Annotated in this window: 24 protein-coding genes; all 24 read left to right on the top strand. The window is 41.5% G+C overall.

The window, feature by feature from the left end:
• Window positions 1-240: 240 nt before the first annotated feature.
• Window positions 241-954 (top strand): 4-hydroxy-tetrahydrodipicolinate reductase, encoded by a 714-nt coding sequence (dapB, locus tag U9Q08_04760; GenBank protein ID MEA3329011.1) that lies wholly within the window; start codon window positions 241-243, stop codon window positions 952-954.
• On the top strand, window positions 951-2123 hold the full coding sequence (locus U9Q08_04765; GenBank protein ID MEA3329012.1) for an LL-diaminopimelate aminotransferase: 1173 nt from the start codon (window positions 951-953) through the stop codon (window positions 2121-2123). Before dapB ends, U9Q08_04765 begins: the two co-directional genes overlap by 4 nt.
• A gap of 72 nt (window positions 2124-2195) precedes the next feature.
• Window positions 2196-2672, top strand: coding sequence for a 2-amino-4-hydroxy-6-hydroxymethyldihydropteridine diphosphokinase (gene folK, locus U9Q08_04770; GenBank protein ID MEA3329013.1), 477 nt, complete (start codon window positions 2196-2198; stop codon window positions 2670-2672).
• A 172-nt stretch (window positions 2673-2844) separates the two neighbouring features.
• Window positions 2845-3714 carry a pantoate--beta-alanine ligase gene (panC, locus tag U9Q08_04775; protein ID MEA3329014.1) on the top strand — a complete coding sequence of 290 codons (870 nt, stop codon included), beginning with the start codon at window positions 2845-2847 and terminating at the stop codon, window positions 3712-3714.
• Between the two features lie 83 nt (window positions 3715-3797).
• Window positions 3798-4154, top strand: a complete 357-nt coding sequence (panD, locus tag U9Q08_04780) for an aspartate 1-decarboxylase (protein ID MEA3329015.1) — start codon at window positions 3798-3800, stop codon at window positions 4152-4154.
• 1 nt (window position 4155) lies between these two features.
• A complete protein-coding gene (nadA, locus tag U9Q08_04785) occupies window positions 4156-5097 on the top strand; it encodes a quinolinate synthase NadA (protein ID MEA3329016.1) in 942 nt (313 codons plus the stop codon).
• Between the two features lie 150 nt (window positions 5098-5247).
• Entirely contained in the window at window positions 5248-6060 is an 813-nt protein-coding gene (locus U9Q08_04790) for an aspartate dehydrogenase (GenBank protein ID MEA3329017.1), read from the top strand.
• 59 nt (window positions 6061-6119) lie between these two features.
• Window positions 6120-8567 (top strand): tetratricopeptide repeat protein, encoded by a 2448-nt coding sequence (locus tag U9Q08_04795; GenBank protein MEA3329018.1) that lies wholly within the window; start codon window positions 6120-6122, stop codon window positions 8565-8567.
• A 188-nt stretch (window positions 8568-8755) separates the two neighbouring features.
• On the top strand, window positions 8756-9388 hold the full coding sequence (locus U9Q08_04800; GenBank protein ID MEA3329019.1) for a MotA/TolQ/ExbB proton channel family protein: 633 nt from the start codon (window positions 8756-8758) through the stop codon (window positions 9386-9388).
• A complete protein-coding gene (locus U9Q08_04805) occupies window positions 9378-9770 on the top strand; it encodes a biopolymer transporter ExbD (GenBank protein MEA3329020.1) in 393 nt (130 codons plus the stop codon). Before U9Q08_04800 ends, U9Q08_04805 begins: the two co-directional genes overlap by 11 nt.
• A 79-nt stretch (window positions 9771-9849) precedes the next feature.
• Complete coding sequence (locus tag U9Q08_04810; protein ID MEA3329021.1) at window positions 9850-10536, top strand: hypothetical protein; 687 nt, start codon at window positions 9850-9852, stop codon at window positions 10534-10536.
• A gap of 95 nt (window positions 10537-10631) precedes the next feature.
• Window positions 10632-10934: a hypothetical protein gene (locus tag U9Q08_04815; protein ID MEA3329022.1), complete on the top strand. Its 303-nt coding sequence runs from the start codon at window positions 10632-10634 to the stop codon at window positions 10932-10934.
• Between the two features lie 25 nt (window positions 10935-10959).
• A complete protein-coding gene (locus tag U9Q08_04820) occupies window positions 10960-11169 on the top strand; it encodes a winged helix-turn-helix domain-containing protein (GenBank protein ID MEA3329023.1) in 210 nt (69 codons plus the stop codon).
• A gap of 11 nt (window positions 11170-11180) precedes the next feature.
• Window positions 11181-12119, top strand: a complete 939-nt coding sequence (gene amrB, locus U9Q08_04825) for an AmmeMemoRadiSam system protein B (GenBank protein MEA3329024.1) — start codon at window positions 11181-11183, stop codon at window positions 12117-12119.
• Between the two features lie 57 nt (window positions 12120-12176).
• A complete protein-coding gene (gene rbfA, locus U9Q08_04830) occupies window positions 12177-12530 on the top strand; it encodes a 30S ribosome-binding factor RbfA (GenBank protein MEA3329025.1) in 354 nt (117 codons plus the stop codon).
• Window positions 12527-13510, top strand: a complete 984-nt coding sequence (locus tag U9Q08_04835) for a bifunctional oligoribonuclease/PAP phosphatase NrnA (protein ID MEA3329026.1) — start codon at window positions 12527-12529, stop codon at window positions 13508-13510. The genes rbfA and U9Q08_04835 overlap by 4 nt, the downstream gene beginning before the upstream one ends.
• Window positions 13488-14165, top strand: a complete 678-nt coding sequence (gene truB / locus U9Q08_04840; protein MEA3329027.1) for a tRNA pseudouridine(55) synthase TruB — start codon at window positions 13488-13490, stop codon at window positions 14163-14165. Before U9Q08_04835 ends, truB begins: the two co-directional genes overlap by 23 nt.
• Window positions 14166-14193: 28 nt before the next feature.
• The gene (locus U9Q08_04845) at window positions 14194-15180 is read left to right on the top strand and encodes a bifunctional riboflavin kinase/FAD synthetase (protein MEA3329028.1); all 987 of its coding nucleotides are present in this window, start codon (window positions 14194-14196) and stop codon (window positions 15178-15180) included.
• Between the two features lie 18 nt (window positions 15181-15198).
• Entirely contained in the window at window positions 15199-15468 is a 270-nt protein-coding gene (rpsO, locus tag U9Q08_04850; protein ID MEA3329029.1) for a 30S ribosomal protein S15, read from the top strand.
• Between the two features lie 9 nt (window positions 15469-15477).
• The gene (gene pnp, locus U9Q08_04855) at window positions 15478-17568 is read left to right on the top strand and encodes a polyribonucleotide nucleotidyltransferase (GenBank protein ID MEA3329030.1); all 2091 of its coding nucleotides are present in this window, start codon (window positions 15478-15480) and stop codon (window positions 17566-17568) included.
• 134 nt (window positions 17569-17702) lie between these two features.
• Window positions 17703-18137 (top strand): dUTP diphosphatase, encoded by a 435-nt coding sequence (gene dut / locus U9Q08_04860; protein ID MEA3329031.1) that lies wholly within the window; start codon window positions 17703-17705, stop codon window positions 18135-18137.
• On the top strand, window positions 18137-20308 hold the full coding sequence (locus tag U9Q08_04865) for a DNA translocase FtsK (GenBank protein ID MEA3329032.1): 2172 nt from the start codon (window positions 18137-18139) through the stop codon (window positions 20306-20308). Before dut ends, U9Q08_04865 begins: the two co-directional genes overlap by 1 nt.
• A gap of 160 nt (window positions 20309-20468) precedes the next feature.
• Window positions 20469-21236 (top strand): DUF4115 domain-containing protein, encoded by a 768-nt coding sequence (locus U9Q08_04870; protein ID MEA3329033.1) that lies wholly within the window; start codon window positions 20469-20471, stop codon window positions 21234-21236.
• Window positions 21237-21343: 107 nt separating this feature from the next.
• Window positions 21344-22681 carry a 30S ribosomal protein S12 methylthiotransferase RimO gene (rimO, locus tag U9Q08_04875; protein ID MEA3329034.1) on the top strand — a complete coding sequence of 446 codons (1338 nt, stop codon included), beginning with the start codon at window positions 21344-21346 and terminating at the stop codon, window positions 22679-22681.
• The last annotated feature ends 1 nt before the right edge of the window (window position 22682 follow it).

The following is a 22682-nucleotide window of genomic DNA, read 5'->3' on the forward strand; positions in this document are numbered from 1 at the left end:
ATCTCAGAAAACACGGTTTTATGGGAGATCCTTCGGTCGCCCTTCGGGAATACTCAGGACTTCCTTCGGTCGCCCTTCGGGAATACTCAGGACTTCCTTCGGTCGCTTACGCTCCCTCAGGATGACATCTATCTTAAAAAGAACAAAAATTAAGGACTTAGGGAGTGTGCAGTTTTAAACTTTAAACTGTGCACTTTTAACAGTTTAACTATTTAACAATTTTTTAGAAGTGAGGTTTTTATGTTGAGGATTGCGATTAGCGGGGCGGCAGGAAAAATGGGCGGGCGGATAATCAACCTTATCGCTAAAGATAGCTCTCTTAAATTGACGGCTACCTTAGAGCAAAACGGGCATAGCGCCATAGGCAGGGATGTTTGCGGAATTGAGATAAGTGATAATCCCGGTAATATAAAAGACGCGGATTGTTTAATAGAGTTTGCAACACCCCGGGCCTCTATTGAGCATCTGGAGGCGGTTTTAAAATATAAAAAGCCGATGGTTATTGGAACGACCGGTTTAAGCCCGGAAGAAAACCTTAAAATAAGAAAGGCTTCAAAGGTTATCCCGATAGTTTTTTCGCCAAACATGTCTATTGGAGTGAACATTTTTTTTAAGCTTGTTAAACTTGCGGCGCAAAGCCTTCCCAAAGACTATTTTGCCAGTATAATCGAGGCACATCACGTACATAAAAAGGATGCGCCTTCAGGAACAGCAAAGCGCATAGCCGGGATAATTAAGGCAGAAGGCGGGGAAATAAAAAATATAGAGTCCATTCGCGAAGGAGAAATTATCGGTGACCATCGGATCAGTTTTGAAGGGCCCTTTGACAAAATCGAACTTTTTCATTCAGCCAAAACGCGTGATATCTTTGCCCAGGGCGCGTTAAAAGCAGCGAAATGGGTTATAGATAAACAGCCGGGCATTTATAATATGCAGGATGTATTGAAAAAATGAATATCGAGATTTCAGACAGATTAAAACAATTACCTCCCTATCTTTTTGTTGAACTTGACAGATTAAAACAGGAGGCCTTAAACAAGGGCAGGGATATAATCGATCTGGGAATAGGTGATCCTGACCGGGCAACCCCGGAGCATATTATTAAAGAGTTACAGCGCTCTGCCGGCGACTCGGCTAATCACCACTATGCCCTGGATTGGGGTATGAGCCGGCTGCGTGAGGCAATAGCCGGCTGGTATAACAGGAGGTTTGACGTAAGATTAGATCCAAATAAGGAAATCCTGCCGTTGATCGGTTCAAAGGAAGGTATTTCTCATATACCTTTAGGATTTATTAATCCCGGAGATGTAGTTTTGGTGCCAACCCCCGGTTATCCTCCTTATACAGCCAGCGCCATATTTGCCGGAGCAAGGCCTGTTTTTTTACCTTTATTGGAACGGAATAATTTTTTGCCTGATCTGGAAAATATAGACAGAGATGTCCTTAATAAAGCAAAGATGATGTTTTTAAATTATCCCAACAATCCTACTTCTGCCACAGCTACTAAAGAATTCTTTGAGAAAGTGGTTGATTTTGCCGATAAAAACGGGATTATCGTCTGTCATGATGCCGCTTATAGCGAGATATATTTTGACGGCAATAAACCAATGAGTTTTTTAGAGGTTCGGGGAGCTAAAGAAGTAGGGGTGGAATTCCATTCGCTTTCCAAGACCTATAATATGACCGGTTGGCGCATAGGATTTGTAAGCGGCAATCAGCAGATTATCAAGGGCTTAAGAACAGTAAAATCCAATATTGATTCGGGTATTTTCCAGGCAATTCAGCTTGCCGGGATAGAGTCGCTTAACGGTCCGCAGGATTCGGTTGAGCAGATGAGAGAGATCTATCAGGAAAGAAGGGACGTTTTGGTTAACGGCCTGAATTCTATAGGCTGGAATGTTTCCAAGCCGCAAGCTACTTTTTATGTCTGGGCGCATGCCCTGGATGGTTATAGTTCGTCCGAATTATCCAAGATCTTTTTAGAAAAACTAGGGATAGTTACTACCCCGGGAGTGGGTTTTGGAGAAAGCGGGGAGGGCTATATCAGGATGGCCCTGACTGTTTGCAAAGAGAGAATAAAAGAGGCGGTAGAGAGAATTGCTGAGTTTAAAAAGTACTGTTAAATGGTTAAATTGCTAAACTGCTAAACTGTTAAACTGTTAAACTGTTAAACTGTTAAACTGATAAATTGCTAAATGGCTAGAATTTACATCGGCATAGGTTCAAATTTAGCAGATCGCCGGGTCAATATTGAAAAGGCCCTGAATCTTTTAAGGGAAGTAAAAAACTTAGAGATTAAGAAGATTTCCTCATTACATGAAACCGAACCCGTAGGCGGGCCTCCTGAACAGGGAAATTTCTTAAATGCTGTTTTAGGGGCTGAAACCTCTATCTTACCTTTAGAATTGTTAGCCAAATTAAAAAGCATTGAAAAAAGGTTAGGCAGAGGCAAGGGTGTTCCTGACGGTCCGCGGCCAATAGACTTAGATATTCTTTTTTATGATGATGTTGTAATTAAGGGAAAAGAATTAGAAATACCTCATCCTAGATTACACGAAAGATTTTTTGCTTTAAAACCGCTTGTCGAAATTGCCCCGGACTTGGTTCATCCTATATTAAATAAACAAGCCAGGCAATTACTGGCAGAGATTTGTGAAAGAAAACCTTTTTAGTTTGTCGAAGCTCCTTTGTCTTTGTCGATGCTGGTATTGAAGCTGGAGGCTCGAGGCTGGAAGCTGGGTAATTTAAGGCTGAACACGAGTTTCCACTTTCCAAGACAAGCATCGATACGAGCATCCACAACGTTAAACCAGCATCGTATAACTTGTTAGGTAACGGATTAAAATGCAGGTAATTACCGCGATAGATAAAATGAGGTCTTATGTTGAGGAGGCCAAAAGCAGGGGTAAAAAAATAGGCCTTGTTCCCACAATGGGCTGTTTTCATCAGGGTCATTTAAGCCTGATAGAAAAAGCCGGGACTAGTACGGACACAACGATTGTCAGCATTTTTGTTAATCCTGCGCAGTTTGGGCCGGATGAAGACTATTTGGCTTATCCCCGGGATGTAGAGCAGGATAGGCTCAAGGCAGCCAGAGCAGGAGTTGATGTTATTTTTGCGCCTGGCTTAAGTGAGATGTATCCGGAGAGTTACCTTACATATGTTAATGTGGAAATGATAACCGGGGTTCTCTGCGGTAAGGCGCGGCCCGGACACTTTAAGGGTGTAGCCACAGTTTGCGCCAAGCTCTTTAATATCATAAAGCCCGATATAGCCTTTTTCGGCCAAAAGGATGCACAGCAGACGATAGTTGTCAAAAGGATGGTAAAAGACCTGAATATGGATGTTGAAATAGAGGTATTGCCCATTGTCAGGGAAAAAGACGGTTTGGCAATGAGCTCAAGAAATAAGTATTTAAATACTGTTCAGCGTAAAGACGCGTTGGTCCTTTATCAGGCTTTGACTAAGGCAAAGGATATGATCAAAAGCGGCGAGAGAAATGCCGGTATGATCATAGGGTGCACTAAACAGATAATGGACAAAGCCGGCTTAAAAATAGATTATATATCCATAGTAAATGCCAGGCAGTTGAATTCTTTAGAAGTTATCTCCGGCGAGGTATTAATTGCTTTAGCGGTGTGGGTGGGCAGGGCGAGGTTGATAGATAACATTATAGTGAACACAGAGGTTAATACTATGGGCCATGAGCTTTGAGTTTTAGGCTAAAAGCTCATGGCTCATAGCTCAAAGCTCAAAGCCTAAGTAGTAAACAAAAGCTGTAGATGGAGGAAAGTGAAATGATGCGTTTAATGCATAAATCCAAGATCCATCGGGCCACTGTGACCCAGACCGACTTGAATTATGAGGGCAGTATTACTATAGATAGTCTTCTTATGAAGGAAGCGGATATTTTGGCTAATGAAAAGGTTCATGTGCTTAACCTTGATAATGGTTCAAGGTGTGAAACTTATTGCATAGAAGGGGAAGCGAATTCGGGTGTTATTTGTATTAACGGTGCGGCTGCTCACCATTCAAAGACAGGGGATAAAGTAATAATCATTGCTTATGGTTTAATGGACACAAAAGAGGCTGTTTCAATTAAACCAAAGATTGTCTATGTGGATGAAAAAAATAAGATAAAAAGGATAAAATAAAATGGTGCGCACTCAACAAGATGAAACAAAATACAGGGAAGAATTAAAGGAAAGAATAGCTGAATTAAAAAAGGACAAAGATGCGGCTATTATCGTGCACAATTATCAGCGGCCTGAAATTCAGGATATCGCTGATATAAAAGGTGATTCTTTAGCCTTAAGCAGGGCAGCTACCAGGATCGGCAATGATGTGATAATTTTTTGCGGAGTCAGGTTTATGGCTGAGAGCGCGTCTATCTTAAATCCCGGTAAGAAGATAATTTTGCCGGTAATTGAAGCAGGATGCCCTCTGGCTGATATGGTTAATCTTGATCAGATCAAGGCCAAAAGACAACAGTTTCCCGATGCAGCCGTAGTATGTTATGTTAATTCTTTAGCCGAGATAAAGGCGGAGAGCGATATATGCTGCACCTCCGGTAACGCGGTAAATATTGTCAAATCGTTGAATGAATATCGTAAAATAATTTTTATCCCTGATAAGAACCTTGGACTATATGTTGCTTCGCAGGTTCCCGAAAAGGAAATTATCACTTTAGAAGGCTTTTGTCCGTCGCATGTCAGGTTATCTAAAGCTGATGTGTTAAAAGTAAAAGCCTCTCATCCCGGTGCTGAATTTCTTGTCCATCCTGAATGTTATCCGGAGGTAGTTGAGTTAGCTGATGGAGTTTGCAGCACAAAGCAGATGTTCGATTACATCGAGGTTTCTAAATGTAAGGAATTCATAATCGGGACCGAAACCGGCCTGCTTTATGGTTTGGAAAAGAAATTTCCCGGCAGAAAATTTTATTCTGCTTCGGTAAATTTACTATGCGCTGATATGAAACTGACTACTCTTGGCTGGGTGGCCCATGCCCTGGAATTTATGGAGCATGAAATAAAAGTTCCGGAGAATATCAGGGTCAAGGCCAAGAGGACGCTGGATAGAATGCTGGAGGTGAAGTAGCCTATAAAAAGTGTCAGAGAGTCAAAGTGTCAGAGAGTCAGAAAGAGTCAGAAAGAATCAGAGTGTCAAAGAGTCAAAGTAAAAACTTTGACACTAGCGAACGAAGTGAGCGATGACACTTTGACTCTTTGACACTATTTAAGAGGTGTTATGAATAAGATAAGGGTAGGAATAATCGGCTGCGGGGTAATCGGCTCGGCTCTGGCTAAGGCAATAGAAAAAAATTTTTTCGGTTTAGCTGAACTGACAGCAGTAAATGATTTAGATAAAGCTAAAACAATAAAATTAGTCAGTTCTTTAACGGGTAATCCCGGCGTTTTATCTATCGAAGAATTAATAAGCGCCAGTGATCTGGTAATTGAGGCTGCTTCTAAAGATATTTCCGCAGATACCGCACACAAAGCTCTTTCAAAGGGAAAAAACATAATGGTAATGAGTGTGGGGGGGTTGGTTGGCCGTGAAGATGTATTGCGGCTTGCCGATCAAAAATCTTGCCGTCTTTATATTCCTTCCGGTGCCTTATGCGGCTTAGACGGGGTTAAAGCGGCATCGATGGGGGGAGTAAACTCTGTTACTTTAACTACCCGTAAACCACCGTTGGGATTGGAAGGTGCGCCCTATGTGGTAAAAAGTAAGATTGACCTTAATGCAATTAAACAAGAAACCGTGCTTTTTGAAGGTACGGTCTTGGAAGCTGTGCAAGGTTTCCCCAAGAATATAAATGTGGCTGCTGCTTTAAGCCTTGCCGGCATTGGTCCGGTTAAAACAAAGGTAAAGATCGTTACCTCGCCTGAATATAAAAGTAATTCCCATGAAGTTAAGGTGCAGGGTGAGTTTGGAATTCTTATAACCAAGACCGAAAACCTGCCCTCTCCTCAAAACCCAAAAACCAGTCTCTTAGCTGTCCTTTCAGCCATAGCAGCCTTAAAACAGATATTGGAACATACAAAGATAGGCACTTAAATAACACACCAAATCTCAAATGTTGAAAAAGGGATAAAAATTTGATAAACTATACCGTTATGTCAAATAAGATAAAAAAGCTATTAGTAATATTATTGCTGGCCTGCAGTTCTATTCATTTATGGGCGGGAAATAGTTATGCAAGTGGCGGACGGGAAGCTATCGTTGTCGCCAGAACAGCCTATCAAGACCGATTATATGGTTTTTGTATCGGCCGGCTTAAGTCCTTTTTAAAGAAATATCCGCTTAGTGAATGGAACCAGGAAGCGCACCTCCTTTTAGGTAAATGTTTTTATCATCAGGATAAACCTTATCAGGCCCTGGAAGAGTTCGATTTTATATTACAAATTTCTCCGCCGAGCAGATATTCCGATCAGGCGCTATATTGGTCCGGGGAGACCTATGCTAAAGAAAAGGACTTTACTGCCGCGGTCAATCTTTATCAAAAGGTCATTGCTGATTACCCTCAGTCTACTTACAGCTCTTACGCCGGTTACTCGATAGGCTTTTGCTATTATCAACAGGACTTGTATGAGGAAACAGTCGGACAGTTCAGGAAGTTTTTGAAAGATTTTCCAAATCATGCTTTATTTGCCGAGGCTAAATATAGAATAGGGGAATCCTTATATCACCTCAGGAAATTTGAAGAATCCGAAGGGGTTCTTTCTTCATATGTTTTTTCCTTTCCCGAACATGAATATACAACTGCCGGCTATTACTGGCTGGGTGAGGCAGATTATTATTTAGAAAAATTCAGAAAGGCTATTTTCAACTATCAACAGGCGATTAAGGCATCTCCGAAAAGCAAATGGGCAGCTTTGGCTTATTATGGTGCCGGATGGGCTTATTATGAGCTGGAAGATTTCCAGGAAAGCCTAAAAGCACTTTCTTATTTTAGAGAATATTTCTCGAAAAATCCCCTGATCGATTCCTGTATATTTAGAATAGGGCAATGCTACACAGGGATCGGCGATTGGAACAATGCTGTTGAAAAGTATCAGGAGCTGATAACTAAATTTCCTCAAAGTGAGTGGGTAGAGAATGCCTGGTTCTGGAAGGCTGAGGGATTGTTTAGATCGGAGAAGTTTGAACGAGCCATCCAGGCCTATAAAAAATTATTGATGGAGTTTCCCCAGAGCGACCTCTATAACCAAGCCTGCTATGGGCTTGCCTGGTGTTACCTTGAGATGAAAGATTACGAAAAGGCAATTGCTGGATTCGAGCAGGTTTCAAAACTGGGACCCGATGATCTGTTAAAGGTTGATTCACTGGTAAAAATCGGAGATTGTTGGTTGGATTTAGGCCACTTTCAGAAGGCCGTTGATGCGTTTGATGTTATTTTAAAGGAATATTCCCGGAGTGCAGTGGCTGATTATGCCCAATATCAATTAGGACAGACTCTTTATAAAAAAGGGGAATTTGATTCAGCGATCTCATCTTTCCGAAGCTTAATCGTAAATTTTTCTAAAAGCGGCCTTTTAGACAAAGCCCAGTATAAAATAGGGTGGTCATATTTTAAGCAAGGCAATTGGTCAGCTGCTTACGATCAATTTCGGAAACTTATTGATAAATATCCCCGCAGTGCTTTAGCCACAGAAGCATTATTTCAAACAGGAAGCTGTCTTTATAATAACGGTGATTATAATAAAGCGCTCAAGGTGTTTAAGAAATTAACTAAAAGCAGATCTGTTTCTCCGGAAATAGTCCGTAAGGCCCGGTATGAAATGGCCTGGTGTTACTGGCAGATGAATAAAGAAGATGAAGCGATTGGGGAGTTTAAGCAGTATCTGGCTAATTGTCCGGCTTCTTCTCTAGCAGCAGATGTATTGTTATGGTTAGGCAAATATAATTATGACCATGACCAGTTTGAAAGCGCGCGAGGATATTTTAAGAAAATCCTTTCGGAGTTTTCTACCCATCAATTGAGTGATGACGCTGCTTATTGGATAGGCTGGACATTTTATTCAAGCAAAGATTTAAGTTCAGCCCTTGAGCAATTTAAGAATATGGCAGCTCATTATCCGGGGAGCGAGTTAGCCGGTGATGCATTCTTAAGGGCCGGCGATATTTTGTCCGAGCGAAAAGAACACAGGAGGGCTCTTGTTTATTACCAGAAGGCCTTGGATAAAGCAGAAGGCAGTTTAAAAGCGGAAATTCAATTTCAGATTGCCAAATGCTATCAGGACCAAAAAAATATCGATCAGGCAAAAATCGAGTATCTTAAGGTTACCTATCTCTACCCTGAGTCTAAATACTGGGCCATGGAGGCCAGGATCCGTGCTGCTTATATATTCGAGCAGCAGAACCAGTGGAGTGAAGCAAAAACTATTTATGAAAAGATAATTTCCAGCCAGTTGAAAGAAGCTGAATATGCCAAAAGAAGATTAGAGTGGATCAGGGATAATATCGGCGGTTTAACTTCTGAACTTGAGGTAATGCAGGTTGAGATTGAAAGTCCTGAACTTAAGGTTCCAGAATTGATCATACCACAAACTAACACAAATTAGCACAGAGGAAATAACACAGATGATCGCAGATGAGAAGAAGCAGATGATCGCAGATGACATTGTAAAAAACCAAGTTACAATCTTGGCGCGGATAAACACAATTTTTTTAAAAATAGGGTGTTTTGCTTTTATCTGTGTCCGGCTGTATTTTTTAATCTGTGGTCATCTGTGTATACGAGGAGGTTAGAATGTTTAGTATAATTCAAAAAGGCGGACCGCTGATTTACCTGATACTTTTCTGTTCGGTTCTGGCCTTGGCTGTAGTGGTTGACCGTTTGTTTCATCTTTATCGGGCCAGGATTGACACTGATAATTTTCTTAAAGAGATCTCCGGTTCGATCAAGAAAAATAAGATCGTAGAAGCCATTGATCTTTGCGACAGGACTCCGGGGCCGATAGCTCATACTTTAAAGGCGGGTATAGTAAAACATGACCGGTCCCGGGAAGAGATAAAAGAAGCAGTTAATGATGCCGCTGTTCACGAAGTCCCGAGGTTGGAAAAAAACCTGGGGGTTCTGGCTACCATTGCCCATGTTACGCCGCTGCTCGGACTTTTAGGAACGGTCAACGGAATGATAAGATGCTTTCAGATAATCCAGGAAAAAGCTTCTGCCTTTAATCCGGTCAGCCCGGGTGATTTAGCTCAGGGTATATGGGTGGCATTGCTTACTACTGCTGCCGGGTTGACTGTAGCTATACCTGCGTTGGTGGCTTATAATTATCTGGTCAGCCGGGTAGATAGTTTTGTTCTAGATATGGAAAAAAGCGCTACGGATCTGGTAAACATACTTGCTCAACGGAGTGAAGGTTATGAAGTTTAAACGCCATATAGAGTTAGCAAAGGGCCGTTTGGATATCGCTCCCCTGGTAGACGTCATTTTTTTACTGATCATATTTTTTATGCTTACATCTACATTTGTGCTTCAGCCGGTTATCAAGGTTAAACTGCCCAAGGCGGTTACTTCCGAAGCGCTTGAGGGAAAAAATTTAGTTATCGAGATTACCGCTGAAGGCAAGATTTATTTCGACAATAAAGTTATTTCTTTGTCTAAATTAAAAGAAGAACTTGCAAATATAGCTGACGGAGACAAACCCCTTCTTATCAAGGCAGACGAAAAAGCTTCCCTGGGTAAGGTGGTTGAGGTCTGGGATCTATGCCGGGATATAGGGATATCCCAAGTAAGCATAGCTACTAAACCCTGAAAGGTTATTGTAAAAGGGTCAGTTTAAAATTTAAAACGCTAAATGATAATTTTTAAATGGTTTTTAGAAATAAAAGAAAATGGTTTTGTTCAGAAACAAAGTATTTAATTTGGCCCTGGTGATTTCTATTCTCTGGCATTTGCTTTGTATATGCGGGGTGAGGATAGAACTCAACCCTTTTTATACCCATGAGCTTAAGAAATATCCGGCAATTTCTTTTCTGGGGCCCATACTGGAAGAAACTGCTTTTAGAAGGGGGTTAAAAATCGGTTTGCCTGAAGCTGTTAAAGTTCCTCTCAGGAAATTGTTTTCTGATAAACTGAACTTGCGAAGTCAGTTTTCAAATGATCAAATAAGGGCCAGAGGCAAAAAAAGGATTGTTACAAGACAACAGGCAGGTAGCCCGGATAAACATGTGCTGGTTGAGTCATTTGATAATTTAAGACAGGATTCCCAAAATGCCCCGGATTATTTACCGCGGGTTAGGCTCCAGGGGCCGGTTGAAAACAGGGCGGTTCTTTACAATCCACCCCTGCCTTCTTTGCCTGACTGGGCGAGCCAAGAAGGGCTTAGGTTTGACTTAAAGATTAAATTCTGGGTTTCCTCCCAGGGCGTGGTGAAGCATGCCAAACCTGAGATTTCCTGCGGGTATCCCGAATTGGACCTCTTAGGGATTAGATATATCAGTAAATGGCGATTCGGGGTTCTTGGGTCTGATTTTCAGCAAGCCGGTCAGTGGGGTATTGCGAAAATCTCTCTGGAGTGATAAATTGCTAAACTGTTAAACTGATAAATTGCTAAATGGCTAAACTGTTATAGCAGTTTAACAATTTAACCATTTAACAATATAACAATATAATTATGATAAGGTTGGATTTAACAACAGCTGTTTCAATATACCAGTTTATTACGGTGTTTGGTATTTTGACTATCTGGATTATTGTAAACTGTACTAAAAAAAGGAAGCTGACTGACCAGGATAACGCTTTTAGGCAGTGTTCGGTTTGCACCCGTCTTTATCTGGTTGATAAGGACCAGGATATAACAAGATGTCCTGGTTGTAAAAGTTATAATAAACGAGCAGATAATTTAGCAAGTGACTTTTCGGCAAACTTAGGGTCGTCTCGAGCAAAGTCGAGAGCCGATAACGAAGCTAAATTATAACTGCGAGAAAAAAGGAGGGATAAATATGATAACCAAAATCGGGATAGTAGCCGGTGATATCTGGCATCTTCTGGATGAAAAGGATGAAGTGGCTTTATCAGAGGTGGTTTCTTACACTGAAAAACCCAGTGAGCTTGTCCTAATGAGCCTGGGCTGGCTTGCCAGGGAGGGACATATTATCTTAAAAAAAGAGACCGATGATTATAGGGTTAGCTTAAGAAAAAAGGAATTGTAAAACAGCAGGTGATGAAAAAATTCAAAACTCTCAACTCGGTTATATTAGCAGCCTTAATGCTATTTAGCCGGGGATATTTTATTCAAAAGGCTTTCTGCGGCGGCACGGTCCGCCGGCCGGTAGTCAGCGGCAGGTTTTATCCTTCCGATGCCCGGGCACTGCGAATAATGATAGAAAATTTTTTAGAGAAAGCTGCTCCTTCTAAGCTTGAAGGGGAATTAATCGGCCTGGTGGTTCCTCATGCCGGCTACCGGTATTCTGGCGAGATAGCTGCCTGGGGATATAAATTGCTTGAAGAAAAGGAGTTTGAAACAGTGGTGATCCTGGGCCCAAGTCATTATTTACATTATCAAGGATCATCAGTTTATAATATAGGTGATTATCGAACCCCGTTAGGTGTTGTAAAAGTTAACAAAGGACTTTCTGACAAAATAATAGCAGAGAATAAACAAATAACTTATTACGCCCCTCTTCATCAGAAGGAACATTCAGTAGAGGTTGAAGTTCCATTTCTGCAGGTTGTATTAAATAATTTTTCAATAATTCCTGTTGTTATCGGCGATAAAAAAATGGCAATTTGCCGGGGCCTGGCTGATGCTTTAACCAAGGTTCTGAAAGGAAAAAAAATTTTATTTATCGCCTCGAGCGATATGTCACATTACTATGAATACGCGACAGCTAATCTGATAGATGAAAAGACGCTTAGAGCAATAGAAAGATTTTCCCCGGATGAGCTTTCAGATAAATTAAATAGCGGTGATGTGGAGCTTTGCGGCGGGGCAGCAATAATAACCGTGATGATCGCAGCTAAGAAATTCGGCGCCGATAAGGTAAAGGTGCTTAAGTATGCTAATTCAGGAGATACATCGGGTGAAAAGAAGAGCGTAGTTGGTTATGCGGCCATAGCCTTTTACCGGTCTTCTAAAAAGCCGCCTGCATCATTAGAATAAAAATTTATACTAAGCAATAGAAGCTCGTTTAACATTGTCAAAAATGGAGATTTTATAATGAACAACCAGCGGTTGAGCAGGGTAGCTGAGATAATTCGCCAGGAAATATCCGAACTTATCCAAAAAGAAGTAAAAGACCCCCGGATAGGTTTTATCACTATTACCGGAGTTAAGGTAACGGCTGACTTGAGATTTGCCGATGTTTATTTTAGCGTATTGGGCAGTGATAAAAATAAGAAGTCTACCCGGATCGGCTTACAGAATGCAGCCGGTTTTTTAAGAAAAGCCGTTGGCCAGAGGTTGAGGATGCGTTTTGTGCCAGAGATCAGATTCAGGTTTGATAAGTCAATTGAATATAGCGCACAGATAGACGATGTTTTAGCGAAAATAAAAAAGGAAAAGGAAATATGACTCTAAGCCAGGTCATCAGTGCTATAAAGAAATACGACAGCTTTCTTATTTCTTCTCATGTTAATCCCGACGGTGATGCGGTTGGAAGCCAATTTGCCATGAGGTCTCTTTTGAAGCAGATGAAAAAAAAGGCCGTTATAATCAATGATAAGCCTTTGCCTGCTATGTATGATTTTTTGGGAAAGTGGACCTGTATCGACGAATTAGTCCGAAAGCCAAATTTCGAAGTTGCGATCATTATGGATTCTTCTAATCTGAACAGATTAGGCAGGGTGCCGTCTCTTTTATCGCCGGCAAAAAAGATAATCAATATTGACCACCACGTCAGCAATGAGAATTTCGGCGATATAAACTGGGTGGATACCAGGGCCGGTGCGGCCGGTGAAATGGTTTATTATCTCTACAAAAAGCTGAATTGCCCGATTAAAAATGAAAGCGCTTTAGCGATGTATGTGGCCATCTTAACCGATACGGGTTCGTTTAGATATGCCAATACAACCAGCAGTACTTACCGGGTAGCCAGCCATCTTCTCGAATGCGGGGTAAAACCGGAAATCGTGGCTGAAAAAATGTACGAAGTTAATTCGCTGGCCGGGATGAGATTGTTAGGAATGGCGCTTTCAACCATTAAGGTTATCAATCACGATGGATCTATTGCTTGGTTATATGTAACAAATGATATGCTGAGAAAAGCAGGGGCTGATTGGCAGGATACAGAATATTTTGTAAATTATGCCCGTTCACTTTATGGAGTGGAAATAGCCATCTTCTTCAGCGAGACCGAGGTAAAGGGCAGGATCAGGGTCTGCCTGCGGTCCAAAAGTGTAGTAGATGTAACATTAATTGCCGGAAAGTTTGGCGGAGGAGGACATTGTCGGGCGAGCGGCTGCAGAATAAAAGGCACATTGGATGAGGTGATTAAAAAGGTAGTAGCAGAGTCTCAAGGAGCATTGAAACATGGACGGGATATTAGTCGTTAACAAACCGAGCGGGTTGACTAGCCACGATGTAGTTGATTTTATCAAAAAGAAATTCCGAATGAAAAAAGTAGGGCATGCCGGCACATTAGACCCTCTGGCTACCGGAATTCTAGTTATCCTGCTCAACAAGTCTACAAAGCTTTCAAACAAGATAATGGATGACAGCAAAGAATACGAAGTAACCTTGCAGCTGGGTGTTTCTACTGATTCCGGGGATGCAGACGGCAAAATAATTTCGAAATCAGACAAGTTTAATATAAAACAGGAGAAATTCCAGGATGTTATCAAAAACTTTCTGGGTGATATTGAACAAATTCCGCCGATGGTTTCCGCATTAAAATATAAAGGCAAAAGGCTTTATCAACTGGCCAGAAAGGGGATTGAAGTGCCTCGCAAACCCCGCTGGATCCACATTTTTAAAATTGAGATCGTGAAATTTGCCCCCCCGTTTGTCAATCTTCGCGTTCTTTGTTCAAAAGGTACATATATCAGGACTCTTTGTTCTGAAATCGGCCGGTTCTTGGGGTGCGGCGCTTATGCCGCCAAGATGTGCCGGACCAGAAGCGGCAATTATCGTATTGAAGATAGTCTTACGCTGGATGAGCTGGGGAAAATGAGCGATGAGGACCTGAGAGAGAAGATAGTGACTTTATAATAACTGGATCCTGCAGTCAAGCCGCAGGATGGCAGTGGATGATAATATGCAGGTAATTAAAGGGTTAGATAAAATAAAAAGGAAATTTAAGAAACCGATAGTTACCATCGGAACCTTTGATGGAGTCCATATTGGCCATCAAAAAATTATAACCGAAGTGAAGAAAAGAGCTGAGCTGACAGGCGGAACCAGCGTCGTTATCACCTTTGATCTTCATCCCTTAAGAGTGATAAACTTTGAAGGCAGCCCCCCTCTTTTAACCTCTATGGAGCATAAGATGAAGTTGTTGGATGATATGGGGGTTAAAAAATGTTTATTGCTTAAATTTAAGAGAGATTTTTTTACCCTTACCCCGGAGGAGTTTGTTAAGAAAACCCTGGTTGAGAGCCTGAAGGTTAACGAAATATTTTTAGGGAACAATTATTGCTTTGGGAGAGGTAAAAGCGGCGATATCAAACTGATGCAGGCTTTGGCAGAAAAGTATTCTTTTTATTTACATAAGATGAAATTGATTAAACTAAACGGGAATATCGTCAGCAGTAGTTTAATACGGTCTTTTCTGAAGCAGGGTAAATTAAACCAGGCAGCAAGGTTTTTAGGCCGTCCTTTTTCTATTTTAGGACAGGTGGTAAAGGGGAGTAAGCGCGGAAGGTTAATAGGTTATCCAACCGCAAATTTAAAACCATATCATGAAGTTATTCCTCCCGGCGGAGTTTATGCGGTTAAGGTGAGCTTGGGCCGGAGGCTGTATAACGCAATAATTAACATTGGCAGCAGGCCTACGTTTGAGTTTATCGACGGGGAAAACATAGAGCCAATAATTGAGGTTCATATCTTTGATTTTAACTCCTCTCTCTATGGCCGTGAGCTGGAAGTTGTTTTTGCAGGGAAAATCCGCAATGAACGCAGATTTTCAGGAAAAGAAGAGCTGATTAGGCAGATTAGGCTGGACGAAGCCAGGGCCAGAAGACTGCTCGATTCTCCTTTACATATTTTTTCAACTGTGGTAAAATAAAATATCCCGGAGGTGTATATGAGTTTAAGTAAAGAAGAAAAAGAACAGGTAATCAAAGATTACCGCGGTGATGAAAAAGATACCGGCTCCAGTTCTGTACAGATCGCCTTATTAACTAAAAGAATAAATGATCTTAGCGAACATTTTAAGCTTCACAAAAAAGATCATCATTCACGATATGGCCTTTTGAAGCTGGTAAGCCAGAGAAGAAAGCTTTCAAATTATTTAAAGAAAAAGAACCCGACGCAATACGCTGATGTCATAAAAAAGCTGGGATTGCGCAGATAAGGAGAAAACGTGTCTGAAAAAGTTATAACAAAAATCGGTAGCCAGGATTTGATTATTGAAACAGGAAAAATAGCTAACTCAGCTGATGGTTCAGTTACAGTTCAACACGGAGGAACTATTGTGCTGGTAACAGTAGTTGCCTCTAAAAAGATGAAAGAAGGCATGAGCTTTCTTCCGTTGACCGTTGAGTATAGAGAAAAAACTTACGCTGCCGGTAAGATCCCCGGCGGTTTTTTTAAAAGGGAAGGAAGGCCTTCGGAAAAGGAAATACTAACTTCACGGTTGATCGACCGGCCGCTGAGGGCGCTTTTTCCCAAGGGTTTTGCCAATGAGGTCCAGGTTATCGCAACGGTTTTATCTGCCGATGAACAAAATGACCCTGATTGCCTGGCGGTAATTGGAGCTTCAGCAGCGCTGGCTGTGTCTGATGTGCCTTTTCCTGAATTAGTCGGAGCAATAAGGGTAGGCAAGGCAGGGGATAAATTCGTTATTAACCCCGCTTATTCAGAACTGGAAGAAAACGGCTTGGATTTGATAGTAGCGGGGACCAGGCAGGGCGTCATCATGCTGGAGGGCGGTGCTGACCAATGTGATGAAAAAACGATCTTAGAAGCTATAGAGTTTGGATATGAAAACCTCCTGGGGATAATCGATCTGCAGGAAAAATTGGCTAAATCCAGCGGAAAGCCTAAAAGAGAAATTGAGCTTAAGAAAACAGACCAGGAGTTTTATCAACAAATAAAAGATTTAAGCCAGGAAAAATTGGACGAAATAGTTAAAATAGACTTGAAGGAACAACGGGAAGAAGAGTTTAACCTTCTTTGCAATCAGCTGATAGAGAAGCTGGTTACTGAAAATTCTGAAAAGACAGAAGGTGATATTAAAGATATCTTAGAGCAGATTGAATGTGAAAAAGTAAGAGAGATGATCGTGGAGCAGGGCAAAAGAATAGGAGGCCGGGACTATAAAACCGTCAGGCCGGTTGATTGTGAAACAGGCGTATTGCCCCGGGCTCATGGTTCAGCCATATTTACCCGGGGCCAAACCCAGAGCTTAGCCACTGCTACTCTGGGAAGCAGAATGGATGAGCAGATGATAGATGCCTTAAAAGGCGTGTCTTATAAACGGTTTATGCTGCATTACAACTTTCCTCCGTTTAGCGTCGGAGAAGTCCGTCCGATGCGCGGGACAGGCAGAAGAGAGATTGGGCACGGTGCATTAGCCGAAAGGGCAATGAAGCCGGTTATGCCTTCGGAAGATGATTTTCCTTATACCGTCAGGCTGGTCTCTGATATTTTGGAATCAAATGGCTCTTCAAGTATGGCTACTGTCTGTGGCGCTTCTTTAGCGATGATGGATGCCGGCATACCGGTGAAGGCCCAGGTTGCCGGGATAGCTATGGGTTTGGTCAAGCAAAATGGAAAGGAAGCAGTCCTCACTGATATTATCGGTTCAGAAGACCATTTCGGAGATATGGACTTTAAGGTCGCTGGAACTGCCAAAGGAATTACCGCATTGCAGTTAGATATTAAAATGAACGTGATTTCAAATGAAGTTCTTGCCCGGGCTTTGGAAGAGGCTAAGAGCGCCCGGATATTTATTCTTGATAAAATGGATCAAGTCCTGGATAAGGCCAGAAGCTCTCTTTCGCCTTACGCACCCAGGATTATCACGCTTAAAGTTAACCCGAGCAAAGTGGGGGATGTAATCGGCCCCGGCGGAAAGATTATCAGGAAGATTCAGGATGATACAGGCGCTAAGATCGAGATTGAAGACGGCGGAAAGATAAATATCGTTTCCGTAAATGAGGAAGCGAGCAATAAAGCGGTGGAGATAATTAAGAAGTTGGTCGAAGAAGCAGAAATAGGAAAGATATATTTAGCGAAGGTGGGTAAAATAACTAATTTCGGCGCCTTCTGTGAAATTTTACCCGGTCAATCCGGATTGATTCATGTCTCTGAGATGGACAAAGGATATGTTAAAAAGGTCGGGGATGTTTTAAAAGAAGGCGAGGAAGTATTGGTTAAAGTGATTGGTATAGATGAACAAGGCAGGATTAATCTTTCCCGCAAGCAAGCTATGGGAGAAGAAAATAAATAAATTGCTAAACTGTTAAATGGCTAAATTGTTATAAAGATCCAAAAAATATTTTATTACAGTATTTTGTTAAAAATTGATTTTAAGAGGGATAAACAAATTTAACAATTTAAATGAATGCGGCTTTAAGCACGGACATGGTTTTAAAGATTAGATTAAGCCCCGAGGCCAAAGAGAAGGGTTTAGTCCCGCCTTCTTATTCAAGAGAAGGAGATGCCGGCCTGGACTTACGGGCAGTGGAAACCGCTGATATTGCGCCCAAAGGAAGAAAGGTTATCGGAACCGGCCTGCATCTTGCTATTCCTGCGGGTTTTGTGGGAATTATTAAAGACCGCAGCGGCCTGGCTTCAAAAGAGGGCATCCATGTTATGGCCGGAGTGGTAGATTCAAATTATAGAGGGGAAGTGAAGGTAGTGGCTTTAAATACTACCGGGGAAAATTATTGCATTGAGGCAGGACAACGTTTTGCCCAAATGTTGATCTTGCCCGTAGCCCGGGTAAAAATAGAAGAAGGTTCAAGCCTAAACAGCACCAACAGGAACGAAAACGGTTGGGGAAGTACTGGACAATAATGACTAAGGAGAGAGTAAACGAAGCAATAGGTTTACTACTGATAGCTGTTTCTGTTTTAATTAGCCTGAGCCTTATTTCCTATAATCCCGGCGATACAAACCTGATTACCTCTTCAACAAATCTCCAGATAAATAATTTCGTAGGAGTAGCCGGAGCCTATTTGGCTCAAGCCATCTTTTTTTTAATAGGAAAAGGCGCTTATTTAATCCCTTTTTTCATCGCTATCTGGGGGATATTCAAATTAAGGGGTAAAAAAACAGAGCACTTCTACCTTAAGCTGATCGGCGCTATAATTCTCCTTGTGTCTATTTCGTCAATATTTAGTCTGCAGGGAGTAGATGTTCAACGGATAGCCAATGGCGGAATTGTTGGTTTTCGGTTTTCAGAATTGAGCATTATTTACTTTGGGATGGTGGGTTCTTATGTAATATTAGCTACGTTATTTATTTTGTCTGTTTTATTGACTACAGAGCTGCTATTTTTTTCATATTTAATCCGTTTGTTCAAAGGAATATTGGCCAGGGTTATCGAACTGAGAAAAAAATCGATTAAGTACTCTGTAGCGGTCAGGCCCAAGCCAGTTAGGCCTATTCCGGTCAAGCCCGCATTGGTTAAGCCCGTTCCGGTTAAACCTCGTGTAGAAATTAGGCCTGCGGTAAAACCAACTCCTCCCAAACATGGTTTTGAAAAAGCCGGACCAATTCCAGTTGGAGGCGCCGGTCTTAACCAAACAAACGGGTATAAACTGCCTTCTTTGGATCTCTTGCAATCTCCGCCTCCGGTAAAGGCCAGAAAGTTGATTGATAACTTGAATGCCAATGCCCGGGTTTTAGAAGAGACCTTAAAGGATTTTGGAATAGAAGTAAAGGTTACTGAAATTAACCGCGGACCAGTAATTACCAGATATGAGGTGTTACCGGCTCCGGGAGTCAAGGTAAATCGAATTATAACGTTAGGTGACGACCTTGCTTTGGCTTTAAAGGCTGCAACAGTCCAGATAGTTGCCCCCATCCCGGGGAAGTCAGCAGTAGGGATAGAGGTCCCTAACAGCGCTATGACCCTGGTTTATTTAAAAGAAATTCTTCAGTCGTCTGAATGGCGAAATTCCTCTTTTAGATTAACCCTGTCTTTAGGAAAAGATGTTGCCGGTCATCCTATTGTTACCGATTTGGCTAGTATGCCTCATCTTTTGATTGCCGGGGCAACCGGCAGCGGCAAGACATTGTGTATCAACAACCTGATTATCGGATTATTGTTTAAGTTTACGCCTGAAGAACTAAAATTCTTAATGATTGATCCCAAGCGGGTAGAGTTGGCTATTTTCAACAATCTTCCCCACCTGCTCTGTCCGGTGATTACAGAACCCAATAAGGTAGTTGGAGCCTTAAATTGGGTGGTTGAAGAGATGGAATCCCGCTACAAACTTTTTGCCAGATTAGGGGTCAGGAACATAGAAGCTTATAACGACAAATTGACAGCGGGGAAATTAAAATTAGAAGAGGAGGAGCTCAAGCGCTTACCTTATTTTATCATTGTTATTGATGAGTTGGCCGATCTTATGGTGGTTGCTCCGGATAAAATAGAAAATTCCATTACCAGATTAGCCCAGCTTTCCCGGGCAGTGGGTATTCATATCATCCTGGCTACCCAGCGGCCGTCAGTCGATGTAATTACCGGGGTGATCAAAGCTAATTTTCCTGCCCGGATATCATTCAAAGTAGCGTCCAAGGTAGATTCCCGAACAGTCTTAGATGCCAATGGCGCTGATAAGCTTTTGGGCAAAGGAGACCTTTTATTCTTAAGACCGGGCAGCTTCAAGCCTATTCGCGGCCAGGGAACCTTGATCTCTGACCAAGAAATAGAAAAAGTGATCAATTTTGTCAAATTGCAGGCCGGCCCCCGGTATAATCAAGAAATTTTGGCCCAGCAGCAAAAGAAGGACAGCCAGGGATATTTTGAAGAAGATGAGTTGTTTGAAGAAGCGGTAAAAATGGTATTAACCACAGGCCAGGCCTCTGTATCTATGCTTCAGCGCAGGATGCGCCTTGGTTACACCCGGGCGGCAAGAATGATAGATGCAATGGAGGAAAAGGGAGTGGTAGGGCCCTATAGAGGTCCAAGGCCAAGAGAGATATTGGTCGAGGACTACAAAGAAGAAGCAACCCCTTAAACTGTTAAATGGCTAAATTGTTAAATTGTTATAAAGATCCAAAAATATTTTATTACAGATTGTTGTGAAAAAGTTATGTTTCAAAATTTAGAAGACAAATCTCCAGTTTATCAATTTAACAGTTTAGCAATTTAACCATTTAGCAATATAGCAATATATTATGGAATCGATAGGTAAGTACTTAAAAAAAGCCCGTCAGAAAAAAGGCGTATCTCTTTTAGAGGCAGCAAACCAGACCAGGATTCATCATAGCGTGCTGGAGAACATGGAGTCTGGTAATTTTGAAAACCTTCCGAGCCCGATGTATGTTAAAGGTTTTTTAAAAAGATATGCCGAGTATTTAGGCGTAGAAAGCACTCCGTTAATTGATAAATACTTATCTACCCATCCCAAAGATCCTCAGCAGATCTTAACTCTAAAAGGCGAGAAGATTTCACCGGATTTTTTAACTAAATTTGCTGTTCCTGCCATGATAGCCGGTGTATTGATAGTTATTTTCCTGATCGCATTTTCTATTATTAAGCTCTTGCCTTTGCACAGGCCGGATGCGCCCCCTGTTAAGGCGGCAACTGCAGAAATAGAAACTAAAGAACCAAGCCCGGTGGCTGTGGTTAGCCAGAAAAAAAATATAATTTCCAAACCAGGGCCTCTAACCTTACAGGCTATTGCTAAAGATGATCTTTGGTTAGAGGTCAGATGCGACGGAAACTTGCTTTTTCAAGGAATGTTGGCCAAGGGCAGTGTAGAGACCTGGAAAGCTGACACTAAATTCAGGCTGTCGATCGGTAATGCCGGAGCGCTTAGCTTAAGCCTGAATGATGAACCACTGGGGATACTGGGAGAAAACGGCCAAGTTTTAAAAGAAGTTATTCTGACCAAAGAGGCAGTAGAGATAAATCCTAAATCCGAAGCACTAAATCCTAAATAAATTCAAATTAAGTCATAAGTTTTAAAGTCATAAGTCATAAGTCGTAAATTCTCGAGTTTAAAACTTATGACTTATGACTTTTAATTGGTTTTTTAATCTCTTTAGTTATGATTAAAATAGGTATGATAAGCTTAGGTTGTCCCCGTAACCTGATTGATTCGGAGATAATGCTTGGCCTGTTAGAAAAGGCAGGTTATAAGATAAGCGAAGACATTAAGTTTTCAGACGTAGCTATAGTGAATACTTGCGCCTTTATAGATGACGCGAAAAAAGAATCTGTTGATATTATTTTGGAGTTGATCCAACTGAAAAAGGATGGTAATATCAAGGCCTTGGTAGTTGCTGGTTGTTTTTCGCAGAGATATGGCCGTAAGTTGTCCGATGAACTAAAAGAAGTAGATGTTTTTATCGGGACCGCTGATTACCCTAAAATTGTAAGTATAGTTAAAAAAACCTTAAATAATCAGAAAGTTTTCGAAGTAAATAAGCCGAATTTTATTTATAGCCATTCTACGCCGAGATTCTTTGTCACTCCGAAACATTTCTCCTATCTTAAGATATCCGAAGGTTGCGGCAACCGTTGTAGTTTTTGTATAATCCGCAGGATTCGCGGTAGATACCGCTCGAGGCCAATCGAGTCCATTCTAAAAGAGGCTAAAGGGTTATCTAAAAGAGGGGCTAAAGAAATTAATCTGATCGGCCAAGATACTACTTTTTACGGGAAAGACATCTATAATAAACTTAAATTAGCAGATTTACTTAAACAGCTGGCCGAAGAAAACATTGTTCCCTGGATCAGACTGCTTTATACTTACCCCGGTCATTTTACGGATCAACTGATAGAGGTAATTGCTCAGTACTCTAACATCTGTAAATATATAGACTTGCCTCTTCAGCATATTAATGACAGAATCTTAAGCAGGATGAAAAGATCTGTTAGTAAAAAGCAAATTTTGACTTTAATAGATAAACTAAGGAAAGCCATGCCTGATTTAGCCCTGCGCACCACATTTATAGTCGGTTTTCCTGGAGAAACTGCCAAGGAATTTAACGAACTGCTGGATTTTATGAAGCAAATAAGATTTGAAAGACTGGGGATTTTTATCTATTCCAGGGAAGAGGGTACCCCGGCTTTTAGTTTTCCGGATCAGATCCCCCAATATATCAAGAGGCAGCGTTTTGATAAAGCGATGAGCTTGCAGCAAGATATTTCCAGAAAGATTAACCAGGGTTTTCTGGGCAAGAAAATAGATGTTTTGATTGATCAAATGGATAGCACTGATCCTGGTTTGGCTATCGGCCGTTCTAAGGACGATGCGCCGGAGGTAGATGGCCGGGTTTTTGTAAAGATAAAACAAAAAAAGATCAAACCGGGAGACCTTTTGAAAGTTAAAATAACAGATACTTACGAATACGATTTAGTAGGCGAGATAACCGCGAATTAAC

The sequence above is a fragment of the Candidatus Omnitrophota bacterium genome (genome assembly GCA_034717435.1).
Taxonomy (GTDB): domain Bacteria; phylum Omnitrophota; class JAUWXU01; order JAUWXU01; family JAUWXU01; genus JAYELI01.

Bases quoted from the DNA above. Each gene is read 5' to 3' on its own strand.
- nadA (MEA3329016.1), top strand. From the start codon at position 4,156: ATGGTGCGCACTCAACAAGATGAAACAAAATACAGGGAAGAATTAAAG.
- truB (MEA3329027.1), top strand. From the start codon at position 13,488: ATGGACGGGATATTAGTCGTTAACAAACCGAGCGGGTTGACTAGCCAC.
- dapB (MEA3329011.1), top strand. From the start codon at position 241: ATGTTGAGGATTGCGATTAGCGGGGCGGCAGGAAAAATGGGCGGGCGG.
- U9Q08_04810 (MEA3329021.1), top strand. From the start codon at position 9,850: ATGGTTTTGTTCAGAAACAAAGTATTTAATTTGGCCCTGGTGATTTCT.
- rimO (MEA3329034.1), top strand. From the start codon at position 21,344: ATGATTAAAATAGGTATGATAAGCTTAGGTTGTCCCCGTAACCTGATT.
- U9Q08_04765 (MEA3329012.1), top strand. From the start codon at position 951: ATGAATATCGAGATTTCAGACAGATTAAAACAATTACCTCCCTATCTT.
- U9Q08_04870 (MEA3329033.1), top strand. From the start codon at position 20,469: ATGGAATCGATAGGTAAGTACTTAAAAAAAGCCCGTCAGAAAAAAGGC.
- folK (MEA3329013.1), top strand. From the start codon at position 2,196: ATGGCTAGAATTTACATCGGCATAGGTTCAAATTTAGCAGATCGCCGG.
- U9Q08_04845 (MEA3329028.1), top strand. From the start codon at position 14,194: ATGGCAGTGGATGATAATATGCAGGTAATTAAAGGGTTAGATAAAATA.
- U9Q08_04790 (MEA3329017.1), top strand. From the start codon at position 5,248: ATGAATAAGATAAGGGTAGGAATAATCGGCTGCGGGGTAATCGGCTCG.
- panC (MEA3329014.1), top strand. From the start codon at position 2,845: ATGCAGGTAATTACCGCGATAGATAAAATGAGGTCTTATGTTGAGGAG.
- U9Q08_04800 (MEA3329019.1), top strand. From the start codon at position 8,756: ATGTTTAGTATAATTCAAAAAGGCGGACCGCTGATTTACCTGATACTT.
- U9Q08_04815 (MEA3329022.1), top strand. From the start codon at position 10,632: ATGATAAGGTTGGATTTAACAACAGCTGTTTCAATATACCAGTTTATT.
- rbfA (MEA3329025.1), top strand. From the start codon at position 12,177: ATGAACAACCAGCGGTTGAGCAGGGTAGCTGAGATAATTCGCCAGGAA.
- U9Q08_04865 (MEA3329032.1), top strand. From the start codon at position 18,137: ATGACTAAGGAGAGAGTAAACGAAGCAATAGGTTTACTACTGATAGCT.
- U9Q08_04835 (MEA3329026.1), top strand. From the start codon at position 12,527: ATGACTCTAAGCCAGGTCATCAGTGCTATAAAGAAATACGACAGCTTT.
- rpsO (MEA3329029.1), top strand. From the start codon at position 15,199: ATGAGTTTAAGTAAAGAAGAAAAAGAACAGGTAATCAAAGATTACCGC.
- U9Q08_04820 (MEA3329023.1), top strand. From the start codon at position 10,960: ATGATAACCAAAATCGGGATAGTAGCCGGTGATATCTGGCATCTTCTG.
- U9Q08_04805 (MEA3329020.1), top strand. From the start codon at position 9,378: ATGAAGTTTAAACGCCATATAGAGTTAGCAAAGGGCCGTTTGGATATC.
- dut (MEA3329031.1), top strand. From the start codon at position 17,703: ATGGTTTTAAAGATTAGATTAAGCCCCGAGGCCAAAGAGAAGGGTTTA.
- amrB (MEA3329024.1), top strand. From the start codon at position 11,181: ATGAAAAAATTCAAAACTCTCAACTCGGTTATATTAGCAGCCTTAATG.
- U9Q08_04795 (MEA3329018.1), top strand. From the start codon at position 6,120: ATGTCAAATAAGATAAAAAAGCTATTAGTAATATTATTGCTGGCCTGC.
- panD (MEA3329015.1), top strand. From the start codon at position 3,798: ATGATGCGTTTAATGCATAAATCCAAGATCCATCGGGCCACTGTGACC.